Raw genomic sequence first — 17,215 nt, 5'->3', positions numbered from 1 at the left:
TCATGCGGGCCGAGGCGTGTCCGCGCAGCGGCATCGCCATGGTCGCGGGCGGAGGACCGCGACCATGGCGATGCCGTCGATCTTCCGGGAAGACGTAACGACATCGACGAGAGTTCAAAGCCATCGCCCGTTATCTCTGAGGAGCGCCCATGCCCGGTTTCGACGCGTTACTGCAGCAAGGTTCGGCGCATGCCTGGCTGTTCATCCCCAGCGCCATCTTGCTCGGGGCGCTGCATGGGCTGGAGCCCGGCCATTCCAAGACGATGATGGCGGCCTTCATCGTGGCGGTGCGCGGCACCGTGCTGCAGGCGGTGCTGTTGGGGCTGGCGGCGACGCTGTCGCATACCGCCGTGGTCTGGGGCATTGCGCTTGTAGGCATGACGCTGTGGCGCGGGATAAACGCCGAGGCGATCGAACCCTATTTCCAGCTCGCGTCGGGCCTCATCATCATCGCCATCGCCATGTGGATGGTGTGGCGGGTGCGGCGCGACCACCAGATGGCGCTGCAGGCGGCAGGGCATGGGCATTCCCACCATCATGGGCATGACGGGCATCACGCCCATGGCCATTCGCATCGACACGGGCATTCCGTTGCGCCTGCGGACATCCGGCGCATCGACACCGGCCATGGCGTCGTGGCGCTCGAACTGTATGAGGGCGAAGGGCCAGCGGTGTGGCGGCTGAGAACGGAAAGCGGGCCGCGCTGGTCGGCCTATGACGTCAAGCTGACCACCGAGCGGCCGGACGGGACGCTCAGCGTGTTCGTGTTCATCCAGCGCGGCGACGGGCTGCAATCGGTCGACACGGTCGATGAGCCGCATGACTTCACGGCGCGGTTGACGCTCCGCCATGGCGGCCATAGCCATGTCTATGATCTGGCTTTTGTCGACGCGCCCGGTAAGGATGCGCCGCATGCCGACATGCGCGGGTTCGCGAGCGCCATCGACGCCCATCAGGACGCCCATGAACTGGCGCATGCCAACGACATCCGAAAGCGTTTTTCCAACGGCCGCGCCACCACCGGCCAGATCATTCTGTTCGGCCTGACCGGCGGGCTGATCCCCTGCCCCGCCGCCATCACCGTGTTGCTCCTGTGTCTGCAGCTCAAGGAATTCTCGCTCGGCTTCACACTGGTCCTGTGCTTCTCGATCGGGCTGGCGCTGACGCTGGTGTCGGTGGGCGTGCTCGCGGCGCTGAGCCTCCGGCAGGCCGGCAAACGCTGGCGCGGCGTGAGCGACATCGCGGCCCGCGCGCCTTATCTGTCGAGCCTGCTGATCCTGGCGGTGGGGATCTATACCTGCCTGCATGGCTGGCAGGGGATCGCGGCGACCGGCGGATGACGCGATGTCGGACAAGGACAGATCCGCTGCGGCGAGCGCGCGGCCGCGACAGGGTTTTGTAATTTAAATTGCTTATTGCTTATATTAATAAGTAGAGATACAATATAAGCACCAACTAAATCCAGATTTTATTCATCCCGCATTAAATCTATTATGGGATAGATTCCTCTATATTGCAGAGGGGACATCATGCATTCGATCGAAAACGATATTCAGCCCTGGTCCGGCGAGAAACGTCGCATGGGAGAAGAGCTTTTCACGAAACTGGACAAACATATTCGTGAGGTCAGCACGAGATGCTTCAAGCATTTCGACCCCTCGACGACCACGCTTTCCGAAGACGTTGTGGCGAGAGAGCGGGTGAAGTTCCGGCATTTGTGCGAGGGAAATTTCAACGCGGCATATTTCACGGCGCAGGCGCCGGTGATCCGCTCGATCGCCGAGAAGACCGGCTTCACCAATTTCATCGTCAAGGCGGCGTCGATCTATGCGGCGGAATGGTCGCTGGTGGTGCTCAAGGAAACGACATTTTCGCCGCGCAAACGCGAAGCCTATCTGCGCAGCATGATGGAAGCGATCTTCACCGATATCGCCACGGCGGTGCATGTGCTGATGGCCGATCAGGAGACAGAGACCAGCCGGCAGCGCGCCCAATTCGAACAGACCCGCGCCACGGACGCCGAGGCTGATGCGCTGGCGATGACGGCGCTGGGCGACGCGCTCAACGCGCTGGCCGCCGGCGACCTCTCGGCCCGCATCACGCAGACGCTGCCGGAGAAAAACGAAAGCGCCCGGCGCGATTTCAACCGCGCCACCGACGCCCTGAACGACACGATGCAAAAGATCGCCCGCACCGTGGACGACCTCAGCCAGGGCATGGACGAAGTGACCGGCGCGAGCAAGGAATTGTCCCGCCGCACCGAACAGCAGGCGCAGGCGCTGGAAGAGACGGCGGCGGCGCTGCATGAACTGACCACGACGGTGAGCCGCACATCCGACGGCGCCGCCGCCGCCAACCGCGTCGCCTCCTCGACCCGCGAGGAAGTGGGCCGCACCGGCGAGATCATGCATCAGGCGGAGACCGCCATGGGCCGCATCGCGCAAAGCTCGCAGGAAATCGCCCGGATCGTGTCGGTGATCGACGAAATCGCCTTCCAGACCAACCTGCTCGCGCTGAACGCCGGCGTGGAAGCCGCGCGCGCCGGCGACGCCGGCAAGGGCTTTGCCGTGGTGGCCTCGGAAGTGCGGGCGCTGGCGCAGCGCTCCGCCGAAGCGGCGAAGGAAATCCGCAACCTGATCACCACCAGCTCCGACCAGGTCAAGCATGGCGTGGCGCTGGTGGAAAGCACCAGCAAGACGCTGAGCGGCATCGTCAACAAGGTCGCCGAGATCGACGAGGTCATCGCCGCGATCGCCGCCTCGGCCCGCGAACAGGCCACCGGCATCCAGGAAATCAACAGCGCCGTGACCGACATGGATCGCGTGACCCAGCAGAACGCCGCGATGGTGGAAGAAACCAACGCCGCCACCGCCACGATGCAGGCCCGCTCCCGCGAACTGGCGGACCTGGTGGGCGCCTTCAGGCTGAGCGGCGCGGCCAGCGCGGCCGGGCAGTACAAGGCGGAGATGCGCCACGCAGCGTGAGGCGGGGGGCGATTGCGTCACAGAAAGTGGGCCCGTCGCTGGGAGACGGCGGCGGGCTTGGGGCGGGTGACGGCTACGCCGCGTCCCGCGCCCGGATCTCGATGTCGAGCCGCGCGGCGGCGGCGATGTTTACGAGGGCGTCGAGCGAGAATTTCGCGAGTTTGCCGCGCAAGAGATCATTGGCGCGCGGACGGGTGAGACCGAGGCGTTTTGCGGCCTCATCTTGCGGCAGATCCCATTTCAGGACCGCCTTGCGGATTTCATAAAGCAGCGTCGAGCGCGCCTTGAGATTGGCGGCTTCCTCCGGGGTGTCGGAGAGGGCGTCCCAGACGCTATCGTATGTCTCAGTGGTCATCGTTCCGCTTTCCATACATTGCTCGTCACGGCTCGGAACAGCGATTGTTTGTTACGACCAACCAGCGCGAGTTCCAATTTCCTACTATAACCGCAACCAGCAATAGGATAGCCTCCAAGCAGAAGGCAACAAAGCGCGCCGTCGAGCGTATTTCAGACATGGATCTCGTTCTACAAGATAACTCCGATCAATGGCTCAGAGCACATCGTCGTCTTCTCGATCAGCATTCCGACGCGGACATAAAACAGGCGATCGCCACCGAAGACTTCTCTGTACTCATTCATATCCCGCCAGACCTCAGGCTTTCGATTGCTGACAATCCCGATTTGCAAACCGATATCTGGTGGTACGTCGAGATCCGGCATGAACTCGATATCGAAGACTTCCCCTGCATCCACATCGCCTACGCAATGAGCTCAAAAGCGAAATCCGTCATCGGCAGGTCGCATGGCGTTTTCACATTGCATCTGGATGAGACGCGAACGAATGGGCTCGTGATCGGCTTCTGCCCATGGTGCGCCATGCCGCTGAACGTGAGCGCATTGTAGTAAAGCCCTCACCCATGCAAGAAGTATAGTGCGCTCGGGTATGCGGTCTTTGTCGTTTTAACCAAATTTGTCGTCCGTCATGCCGACACCTGTATCCCTTTCCTTGGGGAAAAGCCCGAAGTAGCAGTTCGATCCGACTATCCTGTCATCGCTGTTTACGGTCGACAGAGTGACCTCACAGAATTTGCCCTGGACCTCGCCCCGGTAGAAGCGCTTGACGTAATATCCCGGGTCTGTTTCGTAGAAATCGCTGACAGGTTTGATCGAGGACATGCAGCGCCCAAATTCCCGTTCCTCCTCTTTCGGGTCGAGAACATAGATGTTGGCGGAATTTTCGGACGGATAACACCATCTCGCGGGAGCTCGAATTCGTCTGAGAATTAAGGCCATGTCTTCGATCTTGATATAGGCGGATTTTGGCCATTCGAATTCGCCCATTAACATGGCCCTGCCATAATCAAACAGAATGTTCAGCGCCATGACCGTCAAGGCGGCTAAAGCGATGATCCCGATTGTTTTTTTCCCGCTCCAGCGGCGTTGCCAAACGCGCATTCAACCCCTCGGCCAGATGTATCTGCCGCGACCAACAGAGGCAGCATATTGCGGCGGATTAACGTCAGCACTCTTCTCGGAGCAACGCCTCAGCCTGCCTAATCTTCTTCCTCGACCCAGAAGATGAACGCTTGCTCTGCGTCATAGCCAATCAATCCGCAATCGAATGTGGCTGCGGTCAGCGGCGTCCAGCTTGACAATGCAGCAGGATCCCACAATCCGTTGCCAAAGAACGCAGCGTCGTCCGCCAGCTCTCCGATGGCCTCGGCGGCTGCGTCAACCTCAGATCTTGCCGGACACGGCCTATCGTAAGCCAAACTCGTCGATGCCGCGACAGCGAGAACATGCGCGGCTTGTCGCCGGTTCAAGCGCACCATGCCGCCAGTTGCGAAAGGGTCGTCCAGTGATGTGGGATAACCGACCTTCGCCGCGATCATCCTCGGGAATTCGGCTTCAGGACAATCCGGTCGACCGCCGACCCACCACCGGGCGGCTCTTTGATGGGAGAACCGATTGAGGGTGCTTCTGAGAATTTCCATGAAGACTGTAGAGCTCAGGCCGCAGGACATGGCAAGGGCGGAAATCCCCGACCGGAGTTGGCGCGCCGTGGAAGCACTGCCCCCCTCACCCCGCCGTATCCACGCTCACCTCCACCGAAAGCCCTGGCGCGAGCCGGTCCGCCGCCGGCTGTCCCTCATCGATGGCGATGCGGACGGGGAGGCGTTGGGTGACTTTGGTGAAATTGCCGGTGGCGTTGTCGGATTTGATCACGGAGAATTCGCTGCCGGTGGCGGGCGAGAAGCTTTCGATGCGGCCGGTGAAGCGCTGGCCTTTGAGGAGATCGGCGGTGAAGGTGACGGGCATGCCGATGCGCATAGCGGCGACCTGGGTCTCCTTGAAATTGGCCGAGATCCAGATGCGGTCGGGCACCAGCGACATCAGCTGCGTGCCTGTGGTCACATAGGCGCCGATGCGGGCGGAGACTTCGCCGAGGCGGCCGTCCGAGGGGGCGCGGATCACCGTGTTGGCGAGGTCGATACGGGCGAGTTCTAACGCGGCGCGGGCGCCGTCGATCGCCGCCTCATATTGCTTGCGGGAGACGGCGATCGACACCAGCGCCTGTTGGGCGACATCGGCGTCGGCGCGGGCGGAGACGAGGCTGGCGCGCGCGGCTTCGAGCGCGCTGCCGCTCTGTTCCAGCACGGTCTGGGAAATGGCGTTCTGGCGGGCGAGCGACAGGTTGCGGTCGTAGGTCGCCTGGGCGGTCTCCAGCGCGACATTGGCGCTGTCGACCTTGGCGTTGGCGGCCTTGAGCTTGGCGTCGTCGGAGGCGCGCTCCTGTTCGAGCGTGGCGAGCTGGGCTTGATCGGCGGCGAGCGTCGCCTCGGCCTGGCGGGCTTTCTGCACATAGATGCGGTCGTCGATCTTCAGCACCACATCGCCTTTCTTCACCCGCTGGTAATCGGTGACCGGCGCCTGCAGCACATAGCCCGACACCTGCGGCGCCAGGAACGTCACCTGGCCGCGCACATAGGCGTTGTCGGTGGTCTCGACCGAGGTGGTGAAGGGCGGTAATTGCCAGACATAGAGGATCAGCAGCACGCCGGCGATGCCGGCGAGGATGGCGAGAAGGCTGGCGATAGCGCGGACGAGACGAGACATGAGCGTGGTTCCAGAATTTTAGGCGGCGGCGGGACGGACGAAGACCGCCCGCCAGGCGGAGTGGACAATGAGGGCTATGAGCGCCAGCGCGCAGATGGCGGCGATGGCGAGGAAGAGATCGTTATAGGCCAGCACCCAGGCTTCGCGGGTCACCTGCTGGGCGAGCAATTGCCCGCCTTCGGCCGTGAGCAGCGCCTTGTCGGTCAGCACCCCGGCATAGGACTGGCCGAGCTGGGCCACGCGGGCGGCAACCAGAGGATCGGTGCGCGCAAGACCCGCCACGAGATCGACCGAATGGACCTTTTCGCGGATGGTCGCGAATGTGCCGAACAGCGCTGATCCGAACAGGCCGCCCATGGTCTGGGTGAAGATGAACACCATGATGAAGCCGGTGATGTAATTCGGCCCCTTGCTGAGCGCATTGATGAAGCCCGCCGACAGCGCAGGCGGCAGAAACAGCCCGCCGCCCGCCGCAATCAGCGCCTGGCTGACCAGAATGTCGCCGGGTCGGGTGAGGCTGGTGGCGGAGGCGTCCATCCAGGCGCCGGTTCCGATCATCACCAGCGCCACGGCGTGGATGAGCGGTTCGCGCCCCGGCTTGAGGATCAGCGTGCAAAAGGCGGACGCGCCGACAGAAGCGATGAGAATGACGGTCCAGAGCGTGGTGAGCTGATAGGGCGCGAGCCCCAATTGCGTGAGCAACGCCAGCGCGCCGGAAGCCTGTTCCGACAGCGCGACGCGGAACAGCAGGAGCACGCCGAGGAAATGCAGCATGGGCGGCGAGGTGAGCCAGGCGATGTCGAGCAGCGGCTCCTTGCGGTTGAGCTCGATGACAACGGTCATGGCGACGCCCGCCACCGCGACGGCGAGCAGCACGCCGATCCAGGGCGCTTCCAGCCACCAGTAATAGCGGCCGAGCGTGAGCGCCACGGCAAGGCAGCCGAGGCCCGTGGCGAGAAAACCATAGCTGATGAGATCGATCAGCCGGATGGTCATGGTGCGCGGCACGGGGCCGAGCGGCACCTTGTAGACCAGCGTAAAGGCGATCAGCGCCATCGCCACTTCAAGCAGATAGAGCGCATGCCAGCCGCCGATATCGAGCAGCGCCGGCGAGATGATACGGGCGAGCGGCAGCGCGACCGCCTGATTGGCGAGCGCCAGCGACAGGCCCACCGTCATCTTCCGCGCCGGCGCGAAAGGTTCGAACATGTAGAGAAAGCCGAGCGAGGACAAAGCCGCCCCGGCCGCGCCGGCAAAGAAACGCAGGATCAGCGCCGAACCGAAATCATCAATGAACAGATGCACGGCGGAGACGGCAAGGAAGACGAGGATGGCGATTTCGGCGAAATTCCTGAGCCCGAACTGGTTGCGCACCTTGATGAGGATGATCGAGAGGCTGACATTGGGGATGTAATAGGCCGCTAAAAGCCAGGCGGATTCATTGGTGGTGACGCCGAATTCGCCCTGGATCTGGGTGATGTTGGCGGCGATGAAATTCAGCCCGAAGCCCTGGGCGAGGCCCAGCGCCACAGCCGTCAGCACATAGGCCAGGAACGGCCTGGGCGTATGGATGATCCGCGACGCCGACGGCGCCTGCGCTGTCACGGCGGCCTCGCTCATGCCAGCGCCTCGACATTTTTCGACATCATAACAATGACCCGTTCGAAAGCGGCGACATCCTCCGGCGCGAGCCCTTCCTGCAGGCGGGCGCGAAACGCCTGAGCCAGCGCCTCGACCTCGGCGGATTGGCGACGGCCTTCCTCTGTCAGCCGCACCAGCTTGACGCGGCGGTCGCCGGGATCGCTTTCGCGGAAAAGATAGCCCTGCGCCTCGAGACCATCGAGCATGCGCACCAAAGTGGGCCCTTCGACCTCGATCTCCTGGGCGATGACATTCTGCGGCAGGCCCTCGGATGCGGCGCCCAACAGCCGCAGGAGCCGCCCGCGCGCCAGCGTTATGCCGCGGGCGCGGGCGTGATGGTCAAACACCTTGCGGACCTTGCGGGTCAGCAGGTTCATCTGGTCGTAGAGCGACTGCGACATGGTTTCGGCCTTTTCGATAGCATGCTACTATTTAGTCTACTACCTATTTTTGTAAAGGGGGGCGACCGGTCTTTTGCTGCAGTCAGCAACTGTATGCCGCGAAAAAAATCGGCCCGACCGCGACACGCGACCGGACCAAGCAACAATTGCATCGACTGTTGCGGATCAGAAACGAGTGCGGACGCCGCTGCGCGGATCATCGGCGGGATGGGCCGCCGCATAGAGATCAGCGCGCGCCTTCCTGCGCCAGGGCCGCGCCGGGTGATCGGGATCGCGGGTGATGTCGGCCACCGCGAGATCGCTCTCGCCCGTCTTTCCGCAGAGCGCCGCCCAGCGCCCATCCGGCCCGGCGAGACCGGCGGGCGCGCCGGGGCTTTGCGGCGCATGCGCGCTGTAGCTCACCCAGAAGGAATTGCTGGCGGCGTGGCCGAGCGCCTTGGCGGCGAAGGGCGGCGCGGTGTCGGGGATCTCGCCCGTGGTGGAGAACAGCACGGCGTCAACCGCCTGCGCCTCGTACGCCATGAACAGTTCGGGGTAATGCGTCTCCATGCCCATGGCGAGGCCCAGCCGAAGTCCGTCGACCGTAAAGACCTGCGGCGCGCCTCCCGGGGAATACATGAAGGACAGCTTGGTGTGCGACAGCATGCGCTCGTCATAGCGGGTGACCAGCCGGCCCTTGTCGGAGATCGCATAGAGGCTGTTATGCGGCCGATGCGGCGGCGTAAGCCGATGCAGCGCGCCGAGCACGGTGAAAAGGCCGAGTTCAGCGCACAAGGCGGCGATGGCGCGGAGTTCCACAGCGATCACATCGAAGCGGCAGCGGCTCCAGTCGGACGGGCCGATCTCGCGCCTTCCGAGCGAGGACATCACCCGCTTGTTGGGCGCGACCAGCGCGCCTTCGGGGAAATGTGCGAGCCGCGCGCCCTCGGCTTTCGCCCGCCGCATCAGCGCGCGGATCTCTTCACCGCCTGTCCTGAGCGCCTGTTCATCGCTGGGATCGTCGCGATAGCCGGTCTGGCAGACGGCGATGCGCAGGGCCGTCTTTTGCTGTTCATCGGGTTCGGGGGCGCGCAGATGGCGGAGCGCCGTCGTGTAACTCTCGCCGGTTTTCGCCGCACGGGCGCGCACAAGGCGCTTGAAGCGTCTGTTGTCGGTCATGATTGGGCCTTTCGACGCCAGACGCGTATTCCCCGGCAACCGCATCCGGCAGACCGAACCACAGAGGATGAACCCGAGAAAACTCCCTTTGCCTTCGCGCAAGGGCCATGCCGGGGATGGCCGATGAAGGTGAGGCGCGGGCCGCGCCGGTGAGCAAGGTGCGACGGCGGGGACGATTCGTCAATTGCGAGAGATCGGCTTGACCAACGTCTTGCGCAAAGACGGAATTGCTGCAGGATATCCAAATCGGCCCCGCTTCATATCCGTGAGAAGGAGCAATTCCGGTGAAGAAAAAGCCTATCGCGCTGACGGCGGCGCCTGACGACGACGAGGATTTCGACGTCAGCGCCGAAGCGCTGGAGCGTGGACAGCGCGCCCGCATCTTCCGCAGGACGCGCTCAGATCTCGGACTGACGCAGGCGGAATTCGCCGCGCGCTTTCGCGTGCCCGTCGGCACGCTGAGGGACTGGGAGCAGGCCCGCGCCACGCCGCCCGATTTCGCGCTCGCTTATGTGACGGTGATCGCGCGGTTTCCCGAACTGGTGACGGAGGCGTTGGGGTGATGGAGGATCGGAATGGCGGCCGCTTCCCCGTTGTGATCGGCAGCCGCTCAACCGATTGCCCAGCGCCGGAGAACATCAGCTTGAATAGACGGTGTCCAAGTGTTAATTATACAAAATACAACGTGCGGGATATAGCATAAGCTTGACACTGAAGGGAGAGCGACGCGATGCTCACCAAGACAAGCGGCCCTGAAGAAGAACAGGGCGCGACCAAGAGAACCGCGAAATTCCAGGTCCGCAACGTGGAGACAGTGGACGCAGAGCAGTCTGCGCAGGATTCCCTGAAACGCTTTCCACGGATCAACGCTGCGCTCGCCAAATGATTTTCCTTTGGATCGGGACGGATGACGCCGTGGCGATCAACGCCGTCAACTGCGCATCGACCCGTGAACCACATCAACTCATCGATCCGGGCAAACTCGAAGGCGCGCTTGCGCGCCCGGAGAACGCAGCCTTTTACGACGGCGAGCAGGACATTCTCCACCTCGCAATTATCACGCTCGTGGCGATTGCCAGAGCGCACGCTTTTCTCCAAGGAAACAAGCGGACCGCCTTTCACTGCGCGCGGCTGTTCCTGCAGCGTCACGGCTATGACTTCGACCAGCGCCTCGACGAGGTGATCGGAGCATCGGGAGAACCTGTCGTGGCGGAGATGATCATCGCCGTCATCGAGGGTGAGAAAGAGGCGTTGGAACTGGAAGTATTTCTCGAAGCCTTCATCGTCGAAACCGAACAGCCCTTGGCGGATGGGCAATAGGACGCCTCAACGACGGACGAGCAGCGTCATCCGATATCGGGACGCATCGTTTGCGCAGATCCCGAGCGGACGATCTCACCCCTCCCCCTCCAACCTTTTCTCGCCCATCTTGAACCAGGCATTGGCGATCAGTCCGTCGCGGATCTCGTAGATCGCCACCACTTCCACCTCGCCGCGGCCTTCCTCGAAATTGCGCGTGACGATCTCGTGGTCGACGACGAGATCGTCCAGCGCGATGCGGGAGACGAGCCGGCCATGCAGATCGGGCTCGCGGAAGCGCTCGACATGGCGGGCGCGGATCTCCGCCGCGCCGCGGGCGAGCAAGGTCGAGGGAAAGGCGTAATAGCCGCAGTCTTCCGCCCAATGGCGCATGAAGGCGTCGATGTCGCGGGCGTTATAGGCGTCGAGTTGCGCCTGCACACAGGCCTCGACAGTTTTGGAAAAACTCATGGCGTCACAATCTCCAGCGTCCGGCAGAAATGCCGGACGCGGAACGTCGTTCAACAGGCCCCGCGCGTCAAGCCGCCCGGCTTGCGCCATAACCAGCCCGGCTGGCATCCGCCCGGGTATTGAACCGCGCCAGCAGGCGGTTGAGCACCACGGCTTCATCGGCCAGGCGACTGGTGGCTGCGGCGGCTTCCTCGACCATCGCGGCGTTTTTCTGGGTGGATTGATCCATGTCGCCGATGGCGGCGTTGACCTGAGTGAGCCCGGCCGCCTGCTCGCTGGCCGAGGCGGCGATTGCGCCGACCTGTCCATTGATGTCGACGACCTGGGTTCGAATGGCGTCGAGCGCGCCGCCGGCGAGCGTCACCAGACCGACGCCCTGGTCGACCTCGCTGCGCGAGCGGATGATCAGCTCCTTGATGCCCTTGGCGGCGCCGGCCGAGCGCTGCGCCAGTTCGCGCACTTCCTGGGCGACGACGGCGAAACCCTTGCCGCTTTCGCCGGCGCGGGCGGCTTCGACGCCGGCGTTCAGCGCGAGCAGATTGGTCTGGAAGGCGATTTCATCGATGACATTGATGATATTGCTGATTTCGCCCGAGGCGTGCTCGATGCGGCCCATCGCCGCCACAGCGCTGCGGACCACGTCGCTTGACTGATCGGCGCTCGACAGCGCGTTGGCGACCAGAACCGCGACATCGGAAGAACGGCGGGTGGATTCGCCAACGGCGGCAGTGATCTCCTCGAGAGCTGCAGCCGTTTCCTCGATAGAGGCGGCCTGCCGTTCGGTGCGCCGCGCGAGATCGCTGGAGGCGACGCGCAATTCGCCGGCGCCGGCTTCGATCATGTCGATGGCGGAGCGGACTTCGGCCATCACCTGGCGCAGACGCTCCATTGTGGCGTTGACATTGGTCTGCAGTTCGAGAAACACGCCGCGGAAATGACCTTGCATCGCCGCAGTCAGATCGCCCACGGCCAGCGCGGCGACGACCCGGTTGGTTTCGGCGACGCCCGTATCCACGGAAACGACGAGATCATTGACGCTGCTGGCGAAGCGGGCGAGATCGGGATCGTCATAACGTCTGCCGATGCGGGCGGTGAAATCGCCGGCGACGGCGGCGGCGACGACTTCGGCGATATTGCCCTGCAGATCGGCGTTTTCGACCCGGAGCGCCGCTTCGCGGGCGTTGAGATCCCTGACCGCAATCGCATTGCGCCGGAAAACCTCCACGGCGCGGGCCATCTGGCCGATCTCGTCGCGTTTGTCGGCATAGGGTATGTCTCGGGCCAGATCGCCTTCGGCGAGCGCCGTCATGCAGCCGGTGATGCGGACGATGGGCTGAGCGATGGCCCGGCGTCCGATCAGTGCGGCGCCGGTCATCAGCGCGATCAGCAGAGCCGAGGTGATCATGTTGGTCAGATACATATAGCCCACGATGCGGTCGCGGGCGCGTCCAGCCTCGGCCGACGCCTGCTTTGCGGCGTCGACCGCCTCGTCGACGCGGGGCGCCAAAGCGTCGCGCAGAACCGTCACGTCATCGGCCCGGGATGGCTGGGCGCCGGCATCGTCCGCCATGGACGCCCAGAGATCGTGAAAGCGCTGGAGATCCGGACCGAGGGACGCCGCTCTCTGCCGATCCACGTCAGAAACCATCACCGTCTCGGCCAGACCTAGATATTTCTTCACCGATTGAAGCCGCTTGGCGAGATAGGCCTCGGCGTCGTCCCGCTCCTTGGCGGAGCGCGCCAGCAACATACGCTGACCGCCGATCTCGATGCCGCGCATGGAGGCTTTCATGTCGACGAGATTTCGCGCGATTTCCGCCTCTCGCTCGCCGTCGGCGATCGCGCGGTTCATCGAGACGGAAAATCCCGATTGCACCAGAATGGACAAACCGATGACGGCGACGCCGACTCCGGACAACAAGGTCAAACGACCGCCAATACCCAATGCGCGCAAGTCCATTACCGGAAATCCCCTAAGCCAGCATGTTGATTTTCAACTCTGTGAATGCGATGCGAAACTCAGGATTGTATATCTTGATTAATTCTTCGTTATTGGTCGCAAACAACAACCAATAGGTCTAAACTCCGGGTCTATTCCGGACGCCGTCCTTGGCAATCGTCTTCCGAATTGGCCGTTTTCGCAGGAGTTCATTCCGCCACAACCACCCGCGCCCCGGATTCGGCCAGATCTCGTCCGGCGTCGGCGGCGAGCGGCTTGCCGGTGAGGACGCCGGAAAAGGCCGAGAGGGGGGTGAAGAGATGCAGCGCGCGCTTGTCGAACTTGCCGTGATCGACCAGGAGATAGCTGCGTTCGGCGCTGTGCATCATCGCCCGCTTGGTGACGACGACCTCCTGCTCCTGATGGAAGGCGGCTGCGCCCTGGATGGCGGAGGCGGTGAGAAAGGCGATGTCGGCGGAGAGCGAGGCCAGCGCCGCATCCGTGACCAGGCCGAAGAAGCCGTTGAACTTCTTGGAATATTGGCCGCCGAGCGCGATGAGGTTGACGCCCGTCTCGCCGGCGAGCGCGGAGATCACGCCGAGATTGTTGGTGATGACGGTGAGCGGCTTGAGATCGAGGAGATGGGCGGCGACGCGGCCCGAAGTCGAGCCGTCGTCGAGGATCACCGTCTGGCCGGGCTCGATCAGACCGGCTGCGGCGCGGGCGATGCGCTCCTTCTCTTCGGCGGCCACTTTCTGGCGATAGCGATAATCGCTCTCAAACCGGGCGGAGGATTGCACGGTGGCCCCGCCGCGCACCTTGCGCAGAAAGCCGCTCTGCTCCAACTCGTCGAGATCGCGGTGGATGGTCATCTTGGAGACGCTGAATCGGGCGGCGAGATCGTCGACGCTCGCCTGGCCCTCGGCCAGCAGCCACTGCATGATGCCGTCGCGGCGATCTTCCGATTTCATGCGCGCCCTCTCCGCTTTTCCACATCCGGTTTTGGCGGATCGGGCGGCGGCTGGCAAGGGGCGGGAACGCTTGGGCCCCTCGAGCGTTTTCCTGAAGAAATGTTTAACAAGCCCTGCATGGGGCCGAAGGGTTCATCAAATCGATTTAAATATTTTATATAACCCACACAGCAAGACCCCAGCGCGGGACGACTGATTTCATTTCAAAATTTCAATTTGTTTCCGGCCTTGACTTTCATTTTCCGAGATTGCACCTAGGCGGGGACTTAAATGTTTAATTCCATTTAAAACGTTTGAAATGGCAAACGTCAGGGATGGAGCTAGACTTCAGACACCGCCGACACAGGGAAACAGGAGGATCACACGTGGCGCGCATCACGCTCAGACAGCTTCTCGATCACGCAGCCGAATATGGTTATGGCGTCCCCGCCTTCAACATCAACAATATGGAGCAGGGGCTCGCGATCATGGAGGCGGCCCAGGCGACGCGTTCGCCGGTGATCCTGCAGGCGAGCCGCGGCGCGCGCGCCTACGCCAATGACGTGGTGCTGGCCAAGCTGATCGACGGTCTCGTGCAGATCCATCCCGACATTCCGGTCTGTATGCATCTCGACCACGGCAATAACGAAGCCACCTGCGTGACCGCCATGCAAAACGGTTTCACCTCGGTGATGATGGACGGCTCGCTGCTCGAGGACGGCAAGAGCGCCGCCGACTACGATTACAATGCCGGCATCACCCGCCGCGTCGTCGACATCGCCCATTGGGGCGGCGTGTCGGTGGAAGGCGAGATCGGCGTGCTCGGCTCGCTCGAACATGGCGCCGGCGAACAGGAAGACGGACATGGTCTGGAAGGCGAAATCCCCCACGACCAGCTGCTGACCGACCCGGAACAGGCCGCCCAATTCGTGCGCGACACGCAGGTGGATGCGCTGGCGGTGGCGATGGGCACCAGCCATGGCGCCTATAAATTCTCGCGCAAGCCGGATGGCGAAGTTTTGGCCATGAGCGTGATCGAGGCGATCCACGCCAAACTGCCCGACACGCATCTGGTCATGCATGGCTCGTCTTCCGTGCCGGAAGAGCTGCAGGAGATCATCAACAAGTTCGGCGGCGAGATGAAGCCGACCTGGGGCGTGCCGGTCGAGGAAATCCAGCGCGGCATCAAGCATGGCGTGCGCAAGATCAATATTGACACCGACAACCGCATGGCCATGACCGGCGCCATCCGCAAGGTGCTGTTTGAAAACCCCAGCGAATTCGACCCGCGCAAATATCTGGCGCCCGCCATGGCGGCGATGCGCAAGCTCTGCACGCAGCGCTTTGAAGAATTCGGCACGGCTGGCCATGCCGACAAGATCAAGCCGATCTCGGTGAGCGACATGGCCAAACGCTACAAGAGCGGAAGCCTGGCGCCCAAGGTGGGATAACTGAGTTTTACGCTGGATAGCAAGGCGCCGGGGGCTGGGAGGCCTCCGGCTTTTTTTGGTTTTGGGTGGTTGGACGTCACCCTAGGGCTTGTCCCTAGGGTCTGCAACAGCTGTCCAACCCACTGACGTTGCAGTAAATATTCAACGGCGGCAGATGCTCGGCGCAAGGCCGAGCATGACGACGGTGAGCGTTTTTGGACGCGCTCATCAGCGGGCAAGTGATTTTTCAGTGACCGGCGCAAAGGATGACGAAAAGCCTTCCGCCTCGCCAATCGCGTTCATTGCGACGCCTCATGCGGAATTCAACTTTAAGTAAACGCGCAACCAACATATAGCTCAAACAGAGAATACGGTTGTCACTTGATAACCATTCGCATTTCCTTACCTCTCTGGAGCAGGCTGTTGCGCGCTCGGCATCCGAAGAAGGATATCGAAGCCGCCTTATGCCGAGGCGGCGGGTTGGCGCATCAGCGTCGGCGGGAGCCATGCCCAGGGGAAGGTGCTTTGCCCCTATAGAGAGGATTCTGCGCCGATGCGGCGCGATCCTGCGTCACCAGCATCTGGAGCACGCCAAAGAGGCGTCGCGCCTGCCTTCGACGAGTTGCAATCTGGAAACCCTGGCGGTGTATGGCTTGGACGGAAGACCAAGCCGGATTCCACTTTTTCCTGACAAACACTAGGGTCGACAAGCGCTTTTCCAAGCTGCGACTTTCCAGCAGACCCGCGACCTAGTCTTGCACCGCCGAGCTCATCCATTGGAGCACACGGGCGGCAATCTGCTCGGACCCTATTTCGATCATGGACATATGGCCATGACCCTGAAGACCCCAGTCCTTTCCAAGCATAATCTGCTTGGCATGGATGACCTGGGCGGTAACGGCTGTGCGCTCGGGCAAGGCGACCCTGTCTTCGTCTGCTGCGAGAAACAATACGGGGATGTGCGACCATGCGCTCAGCAGCTTGCGGTTCAGCTTGAGATCATCGTTCAATGTAGAGACTGCATTGGCAAAACGCGGGCTGATGGGCTGAAAGGAGTTGTAATAGTCGTCAGCATAGTCGCGTGGAAAGCTTGAGGATGATGCAAAAAGCTGCAGCGCGGGCTCCTTGGGAAACACGACGATCTGGCCTGCCGGAAAAGATCTTGCATCCGGAAGCGGCAGTTCAACTGCGCCCACGGAGAGAATGACCAAACCCTTGACGAGATCGGGACGGGCTTCAGCAACCTTAAGCGCAAGAGAACCGCCGATACTATGTCCAACAAGGACGCCAGGACCGGTTTTTTCCAGCAGCTTGATGATCGCGTCGATACTTTCCTTCGGCCCGATATTCACCGACCCTGGCCAGAACCCGGACCGCCCCACGCCTGGCCAATCCACGACATAAACATCCCGGCCGGCCTTTTCAAAATTGCTCGCCCAACCAGGTCTGCCGTCAGGTGTGCTTGTCCAGCAAATCCCGGAATGCGCTCCGCCGTGAATCATGATTACGGGCGTGCTGGGTTTTCCATCTGTCGTCGAATCTTTCCAGTGTTGAACATACATCTGGGTGGGCATCTGGCCGACAAAGAACTCACTCACCGTGGTGTCGGCAAGCGCAATGCCCCTTGCTGCGACAATGGTCACAGCCAAGGTTGCAACGATGCGCATCACATTTTTGAAGAATTTCATATAGTCATTTCCTTTGGGATCGAGGTGTATTCCAGCTTCAGGCTGGATCCGGTCTGTTTGCCTCAACCTCTCTTGCGCGATAGGTTGAGGTGGTTTGACATGCCGCCAATCCCTGCGATGAACGCCATCGGTTGGTC

At 62.2% G+C, this 17,215-nt stretch carries 18 protein-coding genes; 7 read left to right on the top strand and 11 right to left on the bottom strand.

The window, feature by feature from the left end; translation table 11 throughout:
- The first annotated feature begins 149 nt into the window (after positions 1–149).
- Both M2360_RS22610 and M2360_RS22605 read left to right on the top strand, forming a co-directional pair.
- Positions 150–1,340: a nickel/cobalt efflux transporter gene (locus M2360_RS22610; RefSeq protein ID WP_280777646.1), complete on the top strand. Its 1,191-nt coding sequence runs from the start codon at positions 150–152 to the stop codon at positions 1,338–1,340.
- A gap of 189 nt (positions 1,341–1,529) precedes the next feature.
- Positions 1,530–2,984 (top strand): methyl-accepting chemotaxis protein, encoded by a 1,455-nt coding sequence (locus M2360_RS22605; RefSeq protein WP_280777645.1) that lies wholly within the window; start codon positions 1,530–1,532, stop codon positions 2,982–2,984.
- Between the two features lie 73 nt (positions 2,985–3,057).
- On the opposite strand, the gene M2360_RS22600 is transcribed toward M2360_RS22605, so the two are convergent.
- Complete coding sequence (locus M2360_RS22600; RefSeq protein ID WP_280777644.1) at positions 3,058–3,339, bottom strand: XRE family transcriptional regulator; 282 nt, start codon at positions 3,337–3,339, stop codon at positions 3,058–3,060.
- A 44-nt stretch (positions 3,340–3,383) separates the two neighbouring features.
- Between M2360_RS22600 and M2360_RS22595 the strand changes: the two genes are divergently transcribed.
- A complete protein-coding gene (locus M2360_RS22595) occupies positions 3,384–3,887 on the top strand; it encodes a hypothetical protein (protein ID WP_280777643.1) in 504 nt (167 codons plus the stop codon).
- Positions 3,888–3,944: 57 nt separating this feature from the next.
- Here the strand turns inward: M2360_RS22595 and M2360_RS22590 are convergent, their stop codons facing one another.
- The 6 genes from M2360_RS22590 to M2360_RS22565 form a co-directional block, all read right to left on the bottom strand.
- Positions 3,945–4,439 carry a hypothetical protein gene (locus M2360_RS22590; protein ID WP_280777642.1) on the bottom strand — a complete coding sequence of 165 codons (495 nt, stop codon included), beginning with the start codon at positions 4,437–4,439 and terminating at the stop codon, positions 3,945–3,947.
- A gap of 98 nt (positions 4,440–4,537) precedes the next feature.
- Positions 4,538–4,876, bottom strand: a complete 339-nt coding sequence (locus M2360_RS22585) for a hypothetical protein (RefSeq protein WP_280777641.1) — start codon at positions 4,874–4,876, stop codon at positions 4,538–4,540.
- A 187-nt stretch (positions 4,877–5,063) separates the two neighbouring features.
- On the bottom strand, positions 5,064–6,101 hold the full coding sequence (locus M2360_RS22580; RefSeq protein ID WP_280777640.1) for an HlyD family secretion protein: 1,038 nt from the start codon (positions 6,099–6,101) through the stop codon (positions 5,064–5,066).
- 18 nt (positions 6,102–6,119) lie between these two features.
- A complete protein-coding gene (locus M2360_RS22575; RefSeq protein ID WP_280777639.1) occupies positions 6,120–7,721 on the bottom strand; it encodes an MFS transporter in 1,602 nt (533 codons plus the stop codon).
- Positions 7,718–8,143, bottom strand: a complete 426-nt coding sequence (locus M2360_RS22570) for a MarR family transcriptional regulator (protein ID WP_280777638.1) — start codon at positions 8,141–8,143, stop codon at positions 7,718–7,720. The genes M2360_RS22575 and M2360_RS22570 overlap by 4 nt, the downstream gene beginning before the upstream one ends.
- A 165-nt stretch (positions 8,144–8,308) precedes the next feature.
- The gene (locus M2360_RS22565) at positions 8,309–9,301 is read right to left on the bottom strand and encodes a carbon-nitrogen hydrolase family protein (RefSeq protein ID WP_280777637.1); all 993 of its coding nucleotides are present in this window, start codon (positions 9,299–9,301) and stop codon (positions 8,309–8,311) included.
- 284 nt (positions 9,302–9,585) lie between these two features.
- On the opposite strand from M2360_RS22565, the gene M2360_RS22560 reads away from it, so the two are divergent.
- The 3 genes from M2360_RS22560 (at position 9,586) to M2360_RS22550 (ending at position 10,621) form a co-directional block, all read left to right on the top strand.
- Positions 9,586–9,864 (top strand): helix-turn-helix domain-containing protein, encoded by a 279-nt coding sequence (locus M2360_RS22560; RefSeq protein ID WP_280777636.1) that lies wholly within the window; start codon positions 9,586–9,588, stop codon positions 9,862–9,864.
- A 167-nt stretch (positions 9,865–10,031) separates the two neighbouring features.
- A complete protein-coding gene (locus tag M2360_RS22555; protein ID WP_280777635.1) occupies positions 10,032–10,187 on the top strand; it encodes a hypothetical protein in 156 nt (51 codons plus the stop codon).
- A 29-nt stretch (positions 10,188–10,216) separates the two neighbouring features.
- Positions 10,217–10,621, top strand: coding sequence for a type II toxin-antitoxin system death-on-curing family toxin (locus tag M2360_RS22550; RefSeq protein ID WP_280777634.1), 405 nt, complete (start codon positions 10,217–10,219; stop codon positions 10,619–10,621).
- Between the two features lie 75 nt (positions 10,622–10,696).
- Here the strand turns inward: M2360_RS22550 and M2360_RS22545 are convergent, their stop codons facing one another.
- From M2360_RS22545 to M2360_RS22535, 3 genes are all read right to left on the bottom strand, one after another.
- Positions 10,697–11,071, bottom strand: coding sequence for a nuclear transport factor 2 family protein (locus tag M2360_RS22545; RefSeq protein ID WP_280777633.1), 375 nt, complete (start codon positions 11,069–11,071; stop codon positions 10,697–10,699).
- 67 nt (positions 11,072–11,138) lie between these two features.
- Complete coding sequence (locus M2360_RS22540; RefSeq protein WP_280777632.1) at positions 11,139–13,031, bottom strand: methyl-accepting chemotaxis protein; 1,893 nt, start codon at positions 13,029–13,031, stop codon at positions 11,139–11,141.
- Between the two features lie 188 nt (positions 13,032–13,219).
- A complete protein-coding gene (locus M2360_RS22535; protein ID WP_280777631.1) occupies positions 13,220–13,981 on the bottom strand; it encodes a DeoR/GlpR family DNA-binding transcription regulator in 762 nt (253 codons plus the stop codon).
- Positions 13,982–14,346: 365 nt separating this feature from the next.
- On the opposite strand from M2360_RS22535, the gene fba reads away from it, so the two are divergent.
- Entirely contained in the window at positions 14,347–15,411 is a 1,065-nt protein-coding gene (gene fba / locus M2360_RS22530; RefSeq protein WP_280777630.1) for a class II fructose-bisphosphate aldolase, read from the top strand.
- Positions 15,412–16,139: 728 nt separating this feature from the next.
- Here fba and M2360_RS22525 read toward each other — a convergent pair.
- Complete coding sequence (locus M2360_RS22525; RefSeq protein WP_280777629.1) at positions 16,140–17,078, bottom strand: alpha/beta fold hydrolase; 939 nt, start codon at positions 17,076–17,078, stop codon at positions 16,140–16,142.
- Positions 17,079–17,215 lie beyond the last annotated feature (137 nt).

Source organism: Rhizobium sp. SG_E_25_P2 (assembly GCF_029892285.1).
Classification (GTDB): domain Bacteria; phylum Pseudomonadota; class Alphaproteobacteria; order Rhizobiales; family Rhizobiaceae; genus Rhizobium_E.
The sequence above is the reverse complement of the archived record's forward strand: the minus strand, read 5'-3'. Positions and strand labels throughout refer to the sequence as shown.

Bases quoted from the DNA above. Each gene is read 5' to 3' on its own strand.
- M2360_RS22610 (WP_280777646.1), top strand. From the start codon at position 150: ATGCCCGGTTTCGACGCGTTACTGCAGCAAGGTTCGGCGCATGCCTGG.
- M2360_RS22605 (WP_280777645.1), top strand. From the start codon at position 1,530: ATGCATTCGATCGAAAACGATATTCAGCCCTGGTCCGGCGAGAAACGT.
- M2360_RS22600 (WP_280777644.1), bottom strand. From the start codon at position 3,339: ATGACCACTGAGACATACGATAGCGTCTGGGACGCCCTCTCCGACACC.
- M2360_RS22590 (WP_280777642.1), bottom strand. From the start codon at position 4,439: ATGCGCGTTTGGCAACGCCGCTGGAGCGGGAAAAAAACAATCGGGATC.
- M2360_RS22585 (WP_280777641.1), bottom strand. From the start codon at position 4,876: ATGATCGCGGCGAAGGTCGGTTATCCCACATCACTGGACGACCCTTTC.
- M2360_RS22580 (WP_280777640.1), bottom strand. From the start codon at position 6,101: ATGTCTCGTCTCGTCCGCGCTATCGCCAGCCTTCTCGCCATCCTCGCC.
- M2360_RS22575 (WP_280777639.1), bottom strand. From the start codon at position 7,721: ATGAGCGAGGCCGCCGTGACAGCGCAGGCGCCGTCGGCGTCGCGGATC.
- M2360_RS22570 (WP_280777638.1), bottom strand. From the start codon at position 8,143: ATGTCGCAGTCGCTCTACGACCAGATGAACCTGCTGACCCGCAAGGTC.
- M2360_RS22565 (WP_280777637.1), bottom strand. From the start codon at position 9,301: ATGACCGACAACAGACGCTTCAAGCGCCTTGTGCGCGCCCGTGCGGCG.
- M2360_RS22555 (WP_280777635.1), top strand. From the start codon at position 10,032: ATGCTCACCAAGACAAGCGGCCCTGAAGAAGAACAGGGCGCGACCAAG.
- M2360_RS22545 (WP_280777633.1), bottom strand. From the start codon at position 11,071: ATGAGTTTTTCCAAAACTGTCGAGGCCTGTGTGCAGGCGCAACTCGAC.
- M2360_RS22540 (WP_280777632.1), bottom strand. From the start codon at position 13,031: ATGGACTTGCGCGCATTGGGTATTGGCGGTCGTTTGACCTTGTTGTCC.
- M2360_RS22535 (WP_280777631.1), bottom strand. From the start codon at position 13,981: ATGAAATCGGAAGATCGCCGCGACGGCATCATGCAGTGGCTGCTGGCC.
- M2360_RS22525 (WP_280777629.1), bottom strand. From the start codon at position 17,078: ATGAAATTCTTCAAAAATGTGATGCGCATCGTTGCAACCTTGGCTGTG.